This is a genomic window from Bacteroides sp. AM54-2NS, from assembly GCF_003602935.1.
GTDB lineage: Bacteria > Bacteroidota > Bacteroidia > Bacteroidales > Bacteroidaceae > Bacteroides > Bacteroides xylanisolvens.
Window position 1 is genome coordinate 79,239 of sequence record NZ_QTMZ01000011.1, and the last position, 15,052, is coordinate 94,290.

Genomic DNA, 15,052 nt, shown 5'->3' on the forward strand with positions numbered 1-15,052 from the left:
ACATAATAAATGAATCTGTGGAAATCCGTGTTAATCTATGGCGAATCCTTTCCATAAATTCCCTTCGGGAAGAGGAGCTTCAAGCTCTATCAGTTCTTTTGAGACAGGATGTATGAACCGTACTCTCCGGGCATGCAGACAAATGCTCCCATCCGGATTGGAGCGTGGAGAGCCATATTTCAAATCTCCCTTGATAGGGCATCCCATTTTTGCCAGCTGACAACGAATCTGATGATGACGTCCGGTTTTTAAATCGACTTCGAGCAAATAGTAATTCTCCGAATGACCGATCAACCGGTAATGCAAGATCGCTTTCTTGCTGTTCGGCACTTCTTTGTCGTATGCATAACTTTTGTTCTGCTTTTCATTACGTACAAGAAAATGTACCAGTTCACCTTCCGGTTCTTGCGGAGCATTTTTCACAACCGCCCAATAAGTCTTTTTCACCTCACTAGTGCGAAACATTTCGTTGAGCCTTGTTAATGCCTTACTCGTTTTGGCAAAAATAACAAGACCGCTTACGGGGCGGTCCAACCGGTGTGTCACACCGAGGAAAACATTTCCGGGTTTCTGATACTTCTCTTTCAGATACTGTTTTACAGTCTCCGAAAGCGGCGTATCCCCCGTCTTGTCTGCCTGGACAATCTCGGAAGCGGTCTTGTTGACTACAATGATATGGTTGTCTTCGTATACAACAGTCATTCTGTTCGATTACATATTCATACCACCATCTACCTGAATCACTTGACCTGATACATAAGAAGACATATCAGAAGCCAGGAAGGTAGCGATGTTTGCCACATCTTCAGGAGTACCACCACGACGCAAAGGTATTTTCTTTGCCCATTCAGCTCTTACTTCGTCAGAAAGAGCGGCTGTCATGTCTGTCAGGATGAATCCCGGAGCGATAGCGTTGGCACGGATACCGCGAGAACCCAACTCTTGTGCGATAGACTTAGCCAATGCAATCATACCTGCTTTAGAAGCAGCATAGTTAGCCTGTCCTGCATTTCCGTGAACACCTACAACAGAGGCCATATTGATAATACTACCAGCTTTTTGACGCATCATGATAGGTGTACAAGCGTGGATGAAGTTAAATGCAGACTTCAGGTTCACGTTGATTACCATATCCCATTGCTGTTCGCTCATACGCATCATCAAGCCGTCACGAGTGATACCGGCATTGTTTACCAATATATCGATACGTCCGAAGTCCTTGTGGATTTCTTCTACGACCTTTGCAGTATCTTCAAAGTTAGCAGCGTTAGAAGCATAACCTTTGGCTTTCACGCCCATTGCTTCCAATTCTTTAGCTGTATTGTCTGCATTTTCGTCAATGACAAGGTCAGTAAATGCGATGTTTGCGCCTTCGGCAGCAAACTTAAGAGCGATAGCCTTACCAATACCGCGAGCAGCACCGGTTACAATGGCTGTTTTTCCGTCTAATAATCCCATACTAAAAGTTATTTAATTAAATTTCTGTTCTATGCAGTGCGCCAAACACAATGTTGGACACATATCTATTTCTTGTATCTTCATCCAGATGTGCACCTATATGTCCACGAATATAAGGAACTTCAATACCTTTCACACAATAATGTATCAAATCGGCAGTCATCTCCACATCATCAATATGGAAAACTCCTTTTGCCTGTCCTTCCAGAAGAACTGCCTTAAAGAACTGTATTTCCTTTGCGTCGAATTTCTTACGCACCTTCTCCACCCGCCATATATCACGGAAGAAGTTAGCACGCAACGTCCCGTTCCGATAGACCACCTCTTTCACTGCATCTAATCGGGTATATATCAGCTCCAGCAGTTTTTCGTCCGGAGAAATGTTTTTCTCGGCTACCCGCTTCATCATATCCGACAATATATCCAATTCCGATTCCACAACAGCCAAATAGATTTCATCCTTACTTTTAAAATAAGTATAGAGCGTTCGTCTCCCTTTTTTAGAAGCAAGAGCGATATCGTTCATAGTCGTATTTTCTACCCCCATCTTCGCAAAAAGCTGACGGGCTACATCTACTAACTTGGCTTTTGTCTTGGATACGGTCATAGGTTACAAATTGCACATTGCTGAATATTTTGAGCAAAAGTAATTCTTTTCTTTAGACCATACAAGAAAACAGAGAGAATATTAACATTTGTATATTAATAGGTGCTAAGAAAAAGTTTCATCATTATTTCGTTCATTCTCAACCTAATAAGAAAAAAGTGATGATTTATTCGAAAAATATTCAGCGAATTATTTGTTTGTTTCAAAAAAAGCCGTACCTTTGCACCCGTTAAACATCGCGGAGTGGAGCAGTTGGTAGCTCGTTGGGCTCATAACCCAAAGGTCATTCGTTCGAGTCGGATCTCCGCAACTAAAGAAAAAGAAGAATCGCAGAAATGCGGTTCTTCTTTTTTATGACAACTCTTCTTTACTGACTTTATTCACAACCTCATTTCAGTTATCAACAAGGATATCAACAAAGTTATTAACAGGTTAATTAATTTATAATTAAACAATTAACCTAATAGTCCCCTTTTCTATCAACAAGGCAGTATTTAGTTATTCACAACCTAAGATGGGGCATAAAAAGTTCATTGAGGGAATTAAAAAAGTTGCCATAAATAAGCCATTCTACATAAAAAAAGAATGACGCTATCCAATGCAAATAGTGACGGTATATGACAGCGATACCGTTAGTATCCTGAACATATACCGTCACTAGTTTTTCTACATCAATCAGCGATCTCACGTTTATTCATATAGTACCGCCAACAGAGATTCCCGGTTGATCTTATTTATGCTTACAGAACTTCCATACCTTTTCCGCATAACGTTTTCCTAACAATAATTGTGCTTCTGTATTAAAATGAGGGTCCTTCTCATCTTTATACCATCCAATCCTTTCGACGACACCCAATCGGAATAGGGAATAAATGAAGATACTTTTTTAATCATCTGATTAAAGGGAACAGTCCCCGCTTCTCTCTTCGTCCAGTTCCATTGAGAAATCTGTCCGACAACAACCGGTAGATCCGGCATGTTTAAATCTTCCCGCAGATCTTTCACCAAAGAAATCAGTTTTTGTTTATATGCTTCCGGATTAGAGCAATCGGCTTCTCCCTGATGCCAAAGGATCGCTTTCAAAACGCCTCCCTGTTTCATCGCAACCCGAATCCGGGAGAGGGCTTCTTCATAATACCCATCTTTACTGCCTTTTAGCCAAGAGTTGATAGAAGAACCACCACGCGCATTTACTACCAGTCCGAGAGGGCGTTTCGTTTTCCGCGTCATTTCTTTGGCAAAACCATAAGCCGGTCCCAAGCGTTGCATCGACAGGTCTTTACGGACTGTCGAATAACGATTGAGAGGATTTACTGCCGGTTCAAAATTCCCCTTATCATTCAATAGATATACATTTTGCAGCGTATCCATGACTTCCGGAGTCAATGTTGCACGCCCCGCCATGTTGGATTGACCGATGCATACATACAAATCAAAAGTGGATGGAACACTTTCCTTTACATTTCCTGCAAAAGCAAACAGGGATTGCAGGAGGAAAAAAGACAGTAAATAAACAGACCTAAGCATACGAACTGTGTTTATGATTAATAGTTTCTATAAATACGGATAGCATTCAGAATAGGTTCTCCTTCTTTTTTATGAAAGTCGACACTTACTCCTTTTCCATCCTTTACTGTTATTACAAACTTTTTGATAACAGCACGGGCATATCCGTAATCACGTGCTACGTTGAAATCATCTGAAACGGTTGTTCCATTGATTGAAATACCAAAGCTGCGATTTCCGGCAAATGTTTGTTCCGAGTCCGCTCCCAGATTATAGACCAATGCTTCTCTTTCTTTGTCCGACTCCAACTCTGCCCAATGCAAATATACAGAATATTCTCCATTTGGCACATCAGCCTTAAAAGATTTTATTCCAACACGTTGGGTCTGGAAGATTGGATTCATGTCCGTTCCGTGAATATCGATATCCGAACCAAGCATAGTGCCGAATCCTGTTTGACGACGATAAGACGTTCCGCCGATAAATCCCCAGCTACCGGGCTTATATTCCTGTTCGGGAATCCATGCTACGTTTGCCGCACGATCTTCAAAATATCTCGGAGAACCTAACATTACATTTATTTCCGTAAATGGCACAGCTTCGTCTTTCAACTGCGAGCCTACCAACTGGAACTGAATCCGAAGCATATCACGCAACTTGTTATCACCAGTCACAGCAACAGCTTCCAGCAGATTCTCTCCACCCACAAACGGTACATCAAACAAAGCATAATTATCTTCTATCTTTTTCTTTCCCAGACTCTTGTTATTCACAAACAGCTCTACTTCTTCCGCATTAGAGAATACAGGGACGGATTGATACATTCTTTCTGCGCCGTATTCACCACTCCCCCACGGCTTTTCCACTCCCGATTACCAATGACAAGTATCGGACGACGTGACAAGGCTGTCTTATAGAACCAATAAACATCTTTCTTCTCCCTGTTTAACCCGACAACGCCTTTATTGTTTACATGAGGAACAGCATCTACACGGGATTCGGAATAAAAATCATTCAGATTCCACAGACTGGAACCGGCTACAAACGGACGTTTCATCATTTCATTGAGGTAATGTTTATGATATACCAGTCCATATTCCTGCGAGAAGTCGAAACGTTCCGGCTGGTACGAATGAACTCTCGGATCTACCCCTGGCCCATATTCCGTTATCATCAGCACTTTTCCTTTGTATGCTTTATGGGCACGGTCGAGCAAACGCTGGAACTCATTGATATCCGGTTCATACCAACCTTGATACAAGTTCCATCCTTGAATCATCGGGATTTCGGTCAGATGAGCATCTTCGTAGTATTGAGGCATATTGTGATAAGCCATCATCGTATATCTTGAAGGATCTTCCTCACGGATAGTTGCCTCCAAGGCACGGGCTACTTTTTCCGTGAAACGGTAGTAATCTTCCAACTGCTTGCCTTCGGTATAGGGACGACGCAGAAAAATCTCATTCATATACCCCCAAATCATTACAGAAGGACGGTTGAAATCCTGACGTACCATCTCTTTCGCCATCTCAACAGAATTATGCAGAAACTCTTCGGTTTCTGTAACAGCATTAACGACGGGAATTTCAACCGAAGTCACAATACCCAGTTTATCACACATTTCCATGATTACAGGATCTTGAGGATAGTGTGATACACGCAGGTAGTTTCCTCCCATCTCCTTCAATAGCAATACATCCTGTACGTGCAATTCGTCACGCAAAGCATTTCCTTTCTGAAAATAATCCTGATGGCGGGCAGTTCCGATCAGTTTGCGTCCTTTGCCATTCAGAAAAAAGCCTTTTTCCGAATCAAACTTGAACCAGCGCAAACCTAACGGATTCACCACTTCATCCAGCAAAGTACTTCTTTTATCAAGAATACGGGTATATACCATATAGCGATAAGGATCATCTATATCCCATAGACGAGGGGAATCTATTTTTATCTTTTTGGAGATGTCTGTCTTCGTCTCGCCGGCTGCCAGTTTTACTTCTGCCTGCGTCTTTTTCACTTCCTTGCCATCCGCATCACAGATTATATTCTCCACCCTGATTTCCGTAGCCTGGGGCATATCGTTCGTCAGTAGCGTAGTGATTTCTACCGAAGCAGCGGAGTTATTCACTTCGGGGGTACGGATATAAACTCCCGACGAAGCATAATCATTCGTTGCAATGTGCACCGGATTCATAAACTGCAAATAGACATCCCGGTAGATACCGCCAAAGAAAGTAAAATCGGCAGATAAGGGGGGAATATTCGGATTATAGACATTGTTTACATAAATGGCAAACAGGTTTTCCTGTCCATAACGCAAATGGGGAGTGATGTCAAAACAGAAGCGGGTATACCCTCCTTTGTGCTCCCCAACGAACCGACCGTTCAGGTAGAATCGCACTTCCTGATTGGCTCCTTCAAAGTAGATCACTGCCTGACGTCCCTCCTGGCTTTTGTCTATAAACAACTGTTTTCGATACCAGACCGGCCCCCGATAGAATCCCGGAGTTTCATCGTCTGCATCTTTATCATTCCAGGTATGAGGTATATTGACCGTCTCCCATGAAGAATCGTCACAACCAGTCAGTTGTGCTTCAAATGGAGATCCTTTTGTAAATTTCCATCCGTCGTTGATGGTGTATACCACGCGTTGCTGTGCCTGCGCCCATCCCACAATAAACAATAGAATAAAGATATAGAATAACTTCTTCATAATCTATGTATGCATCTAATTAAAACTTTATTTTTATCTCTCTGCCTGTGTAGACATACTCTTTACTCTCAAGAGCAGCACCGTCAGGCAGATATAACTTCACACGCATTTTTACTTGTTCCGGCATACCGGGATAACTTCCTTCACGCAAACCGATCGTCAATGTCCGTTCCGAATCTTTCCATTGCATCGGTACTTTGGAACATACGCCGTCTTCATAGCGGTAGGAGTCGCCTTCGTCCTCATACCATAAGAAAGAAGCGTCCGCTCCTCCGTAAATACGCAGTTCCAATTCACGGTCGGGGTATTCCATCGCATATTGTTTCACTTCTGCCAAAGGCAAGATAGAACCGGCTTTTACATACAGGGGAAGGATGTCGAGGGTGTTTGCCTGCATTTGTTCTCTTCCTCCTTCAAAGGCCTTTCCGGTCCAAAAATCGTACCAATATTTGCCGTTGTGTTCCGGCAGATAGACACTGATGTTCTTTTCTTCCGATTGCGGATGAAATACCGGGCGTACCAATAAAGAGGTGCCGAACATATAGGCGTTATCAATATCAAAAGTCCGGGTATCTGTGGTGAAATCCATTGCCAAGCCTCTCAACAGGGTATAATTGTTGGCTGTGACTTGGTGGGACATCGAGTAAATGTAAGGCAACAGACGGTAACGCAGATGGATATATTTCACCTGATTATCATAGTAAGATGTTCCCTTTTCACCGAATTGCCAAACTTCACGCGGCACATTCGTGCCGTGAGCACGGAAGATAGGAGTAAATGCACTGAACTGGAACCAACGGGAGTACAACTCTTTATAATCATTGCTTTTCAACCCATCAGGATATTTTGCATCACGTTCTGTGACAAAGAATCCTCCTGTATCGGAAGTCCAATACGGAATACCGGACATGGATAAGTTCAAACCGGCAACCAGTTGTTTATGCATATTTTCCCATGAAGCCGAGACATCACCCGACCATACCGCCGTACCATAATGCTGTTGTGAGGCAAAGGCGGAACGGGTTAAGATAAATATGCGCTTCTGATCGCTTTCGGCTCGAAGACGTTGATAGAAGTCCTTCAGCATCTCCAAAGAATAGGTATTCAGATAGCGGTGAAAACTGCCCAAATAAGTATTTCCGGCTGATTTCGTCCTCTCTTCCTGTTTCAACTGTGTGAATCCGTCACGGAAAGAAGGCTCTGTTGCATCCATCCACCAGGCATCCACACCCATATCATAGAGTCCTTTCTTGAGATATTGCCAAAAGATATCCCGTGCAGCAGGATTGTACGCATCAAAGACTTTATAACCTGCCCATGTAGGTTCGCTAAATAAGGCACCGATAGAATCGAGTGACTGATAGACAGCTGTTTCCGGTCCGAATCCGGGCCATACGGAAAGCATAAAGTGAACATGATCCTGTTGATGCAGTTCTTCAATGGCTTGCCGGGGATGATTGAAGTTCGCCGGATGGAAAGTCAGACTGTTCCAATGGGGTTTATCTCCCCAATATTCCCAATCCTGCACAATGTTATCCAACGGAATCCCCCGTTTACGATACTCCTTTACAACGGCTTTCAATTCATCGAACGATTTATAGCGTTCTTTAGACTGCCAGAAACCATATACCCACTTCCCGAACATCGGCACGTCTCCCGTCAATTCCCGATAACCGGCAACGACTTCGTCCATATTCTTGCCATATACAAAATAATAGTCGGAGGCATCGCCTACCTCGGAAGTAAATGAGTATCCTTCTTTCGTATCTTCAAACTTTGTTGAAGAATAATTATCCCACAAGATACCATATCCGTTAGTCGAGATAAGGAACGGATTGACTATATCCATATTTGCCTGCAACAGTAGTACGGATTTTCCACGATAGTTCATGATTCCGTTCTGATACTGCCCCAGACCGTAAATAGCCTCATCATCAGTAGGAACAAAGCGTTGGGTTACTTCGAGGCATTGCTCACCTCCGGCAACCGAACGTTTGAAGTGTCGTGCCTTTTTAGCTTCTTTCTCTTTCAGTAACAGCTTTCCTGTCGATACTTCCTGAAAAGTGAAAGCCGCATCTTCTTTATCAAAAGCAACGGAAAGCTCACGGGTACGAAAGACCAGCTTCTTTCCCGTATCTTCCCATTTATAATCTTTGAAAGCCGGTTTTTCCGGATCGACAACCAATCTTTTTGTTACCAGCGTATCACCTCGGGAAAAGACAGAATCCGTACGCATCCCTCCGACATAAACTCAACCCTGTATTGGATACTGTCGGATACGAAAGCACATCCCCTGCCGTCTTCATGAACCGGCGAGGAACACCCGAAACAAGATAATACGGATAAAACTAATAACCAATTTTTCAAACTCTTCATCAATACATTTATTTGACAGTGTAGATGGTATAGCCCAATGACAAATTACGGACAACGACATTTCCTTTTAAATAGAACGTAGGCATATTGAATCCATTTACGATATTATCTTTATACAGTTCCACTTTTGCACTTTTCCATTCGCCTGTATTGTCGGTACGTATCCGGGATACTATTTTAAAGGGTTCTTTCGGTTCACGCTGTGTGGACGAACGTATAAAAAGAGATTCATTTCCTTTGTCCAGGTATTCAAAATAGAGATACCCTACATAGTTATTCATTTGCAGTTTGGAAACCAATTCTTTGGGCAAAGAGATAGAAAGCGTTTCTTCGGCATTGTAACCACCTGATTTTCGCTTTCCCTGAATCTTCATGTCCGACTCACGCAAACGCATCATCTCAACCGCCAAAGCGGATTTGGCTGTCTTGACATCATTTTCTATTTGTGACAACAAACCTATCGCCACCGGATAACGTCCCTGGCTAATCAACAATGCCGCCTTATCGAGCGAACGTTGACAAGCGGATACGTCCATCTTCGTCTTTTCCAGGAAACGGGCTTCTTTTCGCAGCCGGAAAAGCATTAAAGGTAAGGTTAATCCACGCTCGTCCGCCTGTTCGTCTTTGAATTCCGCCGCATACTTTAAAGTCGTACGTAGTTCACGGTCACCGTTTTCAATGGTCGGCTCTATTTCGTGTCCTTCGGTATAGTCACTCCACGAAGCGATAAACACCATGTCCAGGCTGTCCTTCTCTGCCATACAGAACTTCCACATACTTTGATAAGTTTCTCCATTGTTACGAGGGATATAATAGAAGTGTCCACGTCCCCAGCCTGCACAGCCCCGGTTATCCATTCCCGGCATGGCAAATCCCGACTTAATGGTATAAGCAGGATTGTTACTATGCCAAATTGAATCACGGAAAGGTTTCATAAACTCAATAACATCATCCTGAGTGGCGTAATTATCCCATTCGGCATGTGCCTGATCTCTTGTACGGACACGAGCGGGAAGCCATGCGGTCGGTATCTCTCCCACTTTTTTCCAGGCATCCATATCATCACTGCGGGTGACAGGAATGTATTTATCGTTTTCCAGTTTTCCCCAATCCGCCCAACGACGTAAGGCAACGGGCTGCTTCATCCTTGCGGAAACTTCACCAGTGATAATACTTTCTTGTATTCATCGACTTTTGCTCCGGGACCGAAATGATAAAAAACAGGCATCCCCTTCACCATAGGAGCAGTCGGACCGGTAAAGACACTATCTACTAAATATTGGTAACATTTAGCCATATATTCGGTCTTTGCCTCACGGGTGTTAACTTCCGGATAAATCTTCGTAATCCAGTCATAATACAACCAACCGTCGCACCAGTTTACACCGATCTCAAAGTCATACTTCGCTGCCACTTTCTGCATTTCACGCAGCAAGATGTCATTTTCGTGAGGCTTGAATCCCCATTCGATAAAGAATCCGTCTATCTTGGCAGCTTTTGCCGACAATATCTGATATTCGATATAATCGGGATCGAGATTGGACTGCATTCCGACTTGGGGATAGGCCACTGCCGCTATCTCATGTCGTCCTTCACTGTCTATCAGGTCGGCATTATAACACAGGGATTTCCTTCCCGTACTTGATTTCTCCGTATTGGCATACATCTCCCAACGCCCTAACTTTCCGTCATGTTGCCGGGTATAACGCACACCGTGGAAGTCAGCATACACTTTCTTTCCGTTCTGCGCCAAGGCCGGTAATGCGATAGATACCAATAAAAAAAGAAGAAGTTTCCTCATTGTTCCAAACTTAATTATTCAACTTATGTATTTTATTACCCTTCGACGATACTTAATCAATCCTCACCCAATACGAAATCGTGCTTTTCCGGATAACTGAAAGTATTGTCTATCATCCAACGACCTTTATAAATCTTAGCTCCGTCCATCTTGAAGAGTTCTTCTCCCTTCTCATTTACAAGTCCTTCAGCCCACCACTCTTCAGTCGGTTTCAGCATCAAGATTCCGTCAGGTCCGTTACAGATACTTTTTATATCAGCTGTATTGTAGACTTTTTCACAAGTCGGTTCGGCAGAGTCATTAGTCGTAGCGTCGGTAACTCCTGTCAAATCAAACTTATAGACAGCCGAAGCAGCTGTAAGCCATAATTTATCTTCTTCACCATATACCGGGAACAAATCGTGTCCGCCCGATTCTTTGTCGAACGTATAAATACGAGTCTGATTTGTCAGTTTAGGATTGCTCCGGTTACCATCATACTTAAAACGGAATAATGCGGTAACTCCGCCCGTTATTGTAGCCGTGGCATACAGATACGACCTTTTCTTATCCCAAACTACATTATGCGCATTACCCAGCTTCACCGTATTAGCCTTCGCTCCCAATACCTTAACCGTATCAACCACAAAGGTATTGATTTCGCCGGATTTCGATTCTGCCGTCACAATATTTCCATCGGGTAATACCTCCGCAGAGTGAGGATTCTGTCCGCAATTTGCATAGAACATTAATTTATGATCCGACAAACGGATTAAAGCCACAGCTCCGCCGGAGGCAGTCATCAAGATATAGCGTCTATTGAAAACAGGTTTTACTTCGCTCGGATTGACAAACCAACCCTGCTGGGCAGCAGGAACACAAGCCGTATAAGGATCCCAACTCCAGATATTGCGATTCGTCTCCGCATCTCTGATGACGATAGCCCGTCTGGATTGCTCCGCCAACACATAGCCTTTTCCGGAAGTTGAAAGATTTGATCTTTTACTACAGGAGCGGCATCATCATCGGAACATGCTCCCAAAGCTATATTAAATCCTAAGAGGATTGCGAATAAACTAAACTTCTTCATGGTCATAACTATTTTAATTCTAAATATTCAATTTGTCTTTTTAATGTTTCCGTTAATCTATTGAACCGATTTTGTATCATAATAATCGATCAATGAATGAACTGCAAGATTTACCTGTCGCATCTGCGACAGAAAAGATGTATAAGGCTCGTATTCGATGGAGACTATTCCTTTATTAGAAGCTTTTCCATCCGAACCGTATCCATCATTATACTCAAAGTGTACCCAACCCACACAATTCCGGGTTTCAAGTAAACGAAGACAGAAGTTCTGATAAAACTCACCTCTGTTTTTCTGTGTACGTACCAGCCATCCACCTCCTTCGGTATTGGCATATCCAGTTCCCTGATAACTGGCATCTTCTGCTTTCGTATAGAATTCCGAAACTAAAAAAGGTTTCGTTCCACACCAAACTTTCAGGTTTGCCAAGAAATCTGCTTCCGGTTGCCAACGGGCATAATAATTGATAGAAACAAGATCGCAATAACGGGCACAAGCTTCCACCACTTTCTGATTGTATTTGCTCCAGTCATGCAGACGTGTCCCCAAAATCAAATGCTCTTTATCATACTTCCTGACGGTGGCAGTAGTCAACTGATAATAATAATCGGCAACCATGCCCCGGAAGTCTTCCTGATTTTTCTTAGTGATCGCTCCGGCAGAAGTTATACCGTTATCCCGCATAAACTTTTCTGCATACTCACGAGCTGCTTTATAGCGTTCGGGTAAGGACAAGAAATGTTTCAGATCAATTCCTCGCAAAGGGTCAGTATTCTGATAACTAGCAAACGGCAATTCATTGTCAAGATAGAAACCTATAAAATGCCGGTCACCGGCAAATAAAGCTGACTTCTCTTGTACGAGATGATCTATGTACGTAGCAAATGTCGGTTCGAAAAGAAGAACGAGACGATTATACTTGTCATCATCAAACGCGTAGCCCAAATTCTTGCTCATATCCCACATAAAGGTACGGAGCAGATACAGATTTTCTGCATAAGCAATCTTTTGCGTCTTAGGCGTCAACAAGTTAGCACGTACTGCAGCAGGAAATACTTCAATACGGTTCGAGCCATACGAAATATAGTTTATATGATTGTCTGCCAACAGTTTGCCAGTCTCTTCACTCCATCGCACCTCACTACCGTATCGAGTACTGAAAGCCTTCTTATGAGCAGTAGATTCTCCCGGACGGACATGCTGAATTCCATGAATGATAACAGCTCCATTATCCGGATCCAGTAAATAAGAACGGCCTCCACAACTAGCCACTCGGAAAAAGCCTTCTTTTCCAACCACAGAAGAGGGTTGCAAACCGATTCGTCCTCCCCATGCAGTCCGGCTATAATCCGAAGAAGGAGTATACCAATTCATATTATCAATGGTACGTGTTTCCCTTGAATCTGCCGTTGTCCATGCTTGGAATGTTCCGTTCTGCCATTTCCGGTATTCAACGTTCAAAAAAGTATATTCATCTTTTTCCAAAGGAGTATCTCCTCCTTCCGGTTTCAAAGGTTCTATTTCGTTGGAAGAGGAGGAACAACTAAGCGTTAACTGCATCAGTCCGACCAAAGATAAAAAAAGGAAATACCTATATATTATATGTTTTCTCATATTACTTTCAGCTACCGCACATTATTACTTAACCAATGTGCTTGTTATCAATCGCATCTTTCGTATATTCTATCTAAGTTCACCGGGATAGCTGTTAATAACTCTCGCGTCAGCTATTAATAGAAAAGTTATCCTCCACTAGGGGAGAACTTCCTTCCCCCTTGTTGCAAACTTCTTTTATCCTTATTATAAACTATAAACGCAAGCTTTGTTTTTATAAACGCAACTTGCATTTATAAAAACGTAAGCTTCGTTTATAGTTTGTATCGGACAGAGAGCAACTTTACTCCCAATGAAAGGGAAGTTTAGTCTTAATAGAAAAGAACTTTTCTATTAAGACTTCAGACGGTAGGTAATACTACCCTACTTACTTCTTCTTAGGGAATTTGATTTCAACAGTTGCTATCTGTTTCATCGTATTATTATCCATCTTACCGGAGACATCAAGAACTTTCATGACACCATATCTTTCTCCACCAGCACTTGAGGCACCACCGGTCTTAAATCCAATCACACTACCGACAAAGTTATCAATTGTCATATATACTTTCTGATCTGCATTTCCTTTCAAATATTCATTCTGAATAGAGGAACGGGAAGCTGTATCATAATCAAAATCTGTAGGGAATAGGACATATTTAGTCATATTCTTTGCCGGCAAGTTACTCAATGTTTTTCCACCTGACCCTTTATATAAAGGATTTTTACTTTCTACATTTTCCATAGAATAAAAGCGGAAAGAAAGAACACCATCTTTAGAATTTATAAAGAACTTTATATCAACATTCCTAGCACTTTCCACACTGGAAATAGCTTCATCCACCGAATACGTCTTCATATCCTTCAATGAAATCAGAGCAAACGGTTCCGCATTTGCCAAAACTTGGCTACCGACTTTGAGCTGGACAACTTCCATATTCACATAAGTCCTTACGATCCCTACTACTTCTTTACCCTCTCGACCGTCAGAAACAACCACTTTTAATTGGGACGTTTCTTCTGTTAATTGTACTTTAGGTGTATAATCAAAGTTTTTATTGTCACCACCTATCTCCTCACGGAATATTTCTGTACTTATACCATTTTCCACTCGGGATATAGCTACATATTTTACGCCACGAACCGATTCGATATGCATTGGAACTTCCGTATCTACTCCTTCATCAGTAGTAATTAGCTCTTTACCCAAGGTCAATACAGGAACCGGAACTGTCTTATATGACACCTGCAAAGTAGAAATTGTGATATTACCATATATATCTTCTGCTTTCACTTTAAAGCCCTTATCACCTTCTTTATATTCTATCAATTCATCATACTCATACGTTTTGTCGCCATTCAGTATATCACCACCTTTCGATGTTTGTCCGTCTACAGAAACCAAGAATCTTTCTACTTTCTTCAAACCAGCTTCCGAAACAATTTTAAAAGTGGTACGAGGCATTACCGGGTTTTCATCCATCTCATCATATACAATCTCTTCCGGATCGAATGTAATGACAGGACGTGCCATTACATCGGTAACAGCAATTGGTAAAGTCCCACTCGTAACATGATTCAGTTTATCTGTAGCTTCAATGATAAAAGCTTCATAATTTGCATTGTACTCCAAGTTTTCAGACAAGCTATACGAGTTGGGATTGAAAAAGTCGGTTACAGTTTTATATTCTGTCACTCCCTCCACCGTCTGCAATTTCATTGTCACGCTCTGAAGCCCTGCCTGTGATTTAATAACAGCCACTACCGGCAGATTGTCTACTTTATTCAAATCAACGTCCAGCTGCTCCATAGGAAAATTAATCACAGGAGCCGCTGCATTAGGATCCAGTCCATCATTATCGTCGCCACAGGCAGCAAAGCCCAAGCAAAGTCCTAATATTAATAAGGTATATATTTTACGAATCATAATTA

At 42.4% G+C, this 15,052-nt stretch carries 5 protein-coding genes, 1 tRNA gene and 5 pseudogenes; 1 reads left to right on the forward strand and 10 read right to left on the reverse strand.

What is annotated here, in order from left to right:
* Nucleotides 1-30: 30 nt before the first annotated feature.
* The 3 genes from DXA05_RS09245 to DXA05_RS09255 are packed head-to-tail and all read right to left on the reverse strand — an operon-like array spanning nt 31 to nt 2,065.
* Complete coding sequence (locus DXA05_RS09245) at nt 31-702, reverse strand: RNA pseudouridine synthase (protein ID WP_004299905.1); 672 nt, start codon at nt 700-702, stop codon at nt 31-33.
* A 9-nt stretch (nt 703-711) separates the two neighbouring features.
* On the reverse strand, nt 712-1,458 hold the full coding sequence (gene fabG / locus DXA05_RS09250) for a 3-oxoacyl-[acyl-carrier-protein] reductase (protein WP_120067071.1): 747 nt from the start codon (nt 1,456-1,458) through the stop codon (nt 712-714).
* Nucleotides 1,459-1,474: 16 nt separating this feature from the next.
* Nucleotides 1,475-2,065 (reverse strand): TetR/AcrR family transcriptional regulator, encoded by a 591-nt coding sequence (locus DXA05_RS09255; RefSeq protein ID WP_120067072.1) that lies wholly within the window; start codon nt 2,063-2,065, stop codon nt 1,475-1,477.
* Between the two features lie 237 nt (nt 2,066-2,302).
* Between DXA05_RS09255 and DXA05_RS09260 the strand changes: the two genes are divergently transcribed.
* Nucleotides 2,303-2,375, forward strand: a tRNA-Met gene (locus DXA05_RS09260).
* A 420-nt stretch (nt 2,376-2,795) separates the two neighbouring features.
* Here DXA05_RS09260 and DXA05_RS09265 read toward each other — a convergent pair.
* From DXA05_RS09265 to DXA05_RS09295, 7 genes and pseudogenes are all read right to left on the reverse strand, one after another.
* Nucleotides 2,796-3,592 (reverse strand): annotated as a pseudogene (locus DXA05_RS09265) (sialate O-acetylesterase).
* Between the two features lie 17 nt (nt 3,593-3,609).
* Nucleotides 3,610-6,281, reverse strand: a pseudogene (locus DXA05_RS09270) (glycoside hydrolase family 2 TIM barrel-domain containing protein).
* Between the two features lie 19 nt (nt 6,282-6,300).
* Nucleotides 6,301-8,657 (reverse strand): annotated as a pseudogene (locus DXA05_RS09275) (TIM-barrel domain-containing protein).
* An 8-nt stretch (nt 8,658-8,665) separates the two neighbouring features.
* Nucleotides 8,666-10,458, reverse strand: a pseudogene (locus DXA05_RS09280) (glycoside hydrolase family 71/99-like protein).
* Nucleotides 10,459-10,514: 56 nt separating this feature from the next.
* Nucleotides 10,515-11,527, reverse strand: a pseudogene (locus DXA05_RS09285) (DUF6528 family protein).
* A gap of 57 nt (nt 11,528-11,584) precedes the next feature.
* The gene (locus tag DXA05_RS09290; protein ID WP_128859098.1) at nt 11,585-13,141 is read right to left on the reverse strand and encodes a hypothetical protein; all 1,557 of its coding nucleotides are present in this window, start codon (nt 13,139-13,141) and stop codon (nt 11,585-11,587) included.
* Between the two features lie 367 nt (nt 13,142-13,508).
* Nucleotides 13,509-15,047 carry a hypothetical protein gene (locus DXA05_RS09295; RefSeq protein ID WP_120067077.1) on the reverse strand — a complete coding sequence of 513 codons (1,539 nt, stop codon included), beginning with the start codon at nt 15,045-15,047 and terminating at the stop codon, nt 13,509-13,511.
* Nucleotides 15,048-15,052 lie beyond the last annotated feature (5 nt).

Coding starts and splice junctions, on each gene's coding strand:
- DXA05_RS09245 (WP_004299905.1), bottom strand. CDS start 702: ATGACTGTTGTATACGAAGACAACCATATCATTGTAGTCAACAAGACC.
- fabG (WP_120067071.1), bottom strand. CDS start 1,458: ATGGGATTATTAGACGGAAAAACAGCCATTGTAACCGGTGCTGCTCGC.
- DXA05_RS09255 (WP_120067072.1), bottom strand. CDS start 2,065: ATGACCGTATCCAAGACAAAAGCCAAGTTAGTAGATGTAGCCCGTCAG.
- DXA05_RS09290 (WP_128859098.1), bottom strand. CDS start 13,141: ATGAGAAAACATATAATATATAGGTATTTCCTTTTTTTATCTTTGGTC.
- DXA05_RS09295 (WP_120067077.1), bottom strand. CDS start 15,047: ATGATTCGTAAAATATATACCTTATTAATATTAGGACTTTGCTTGGGC.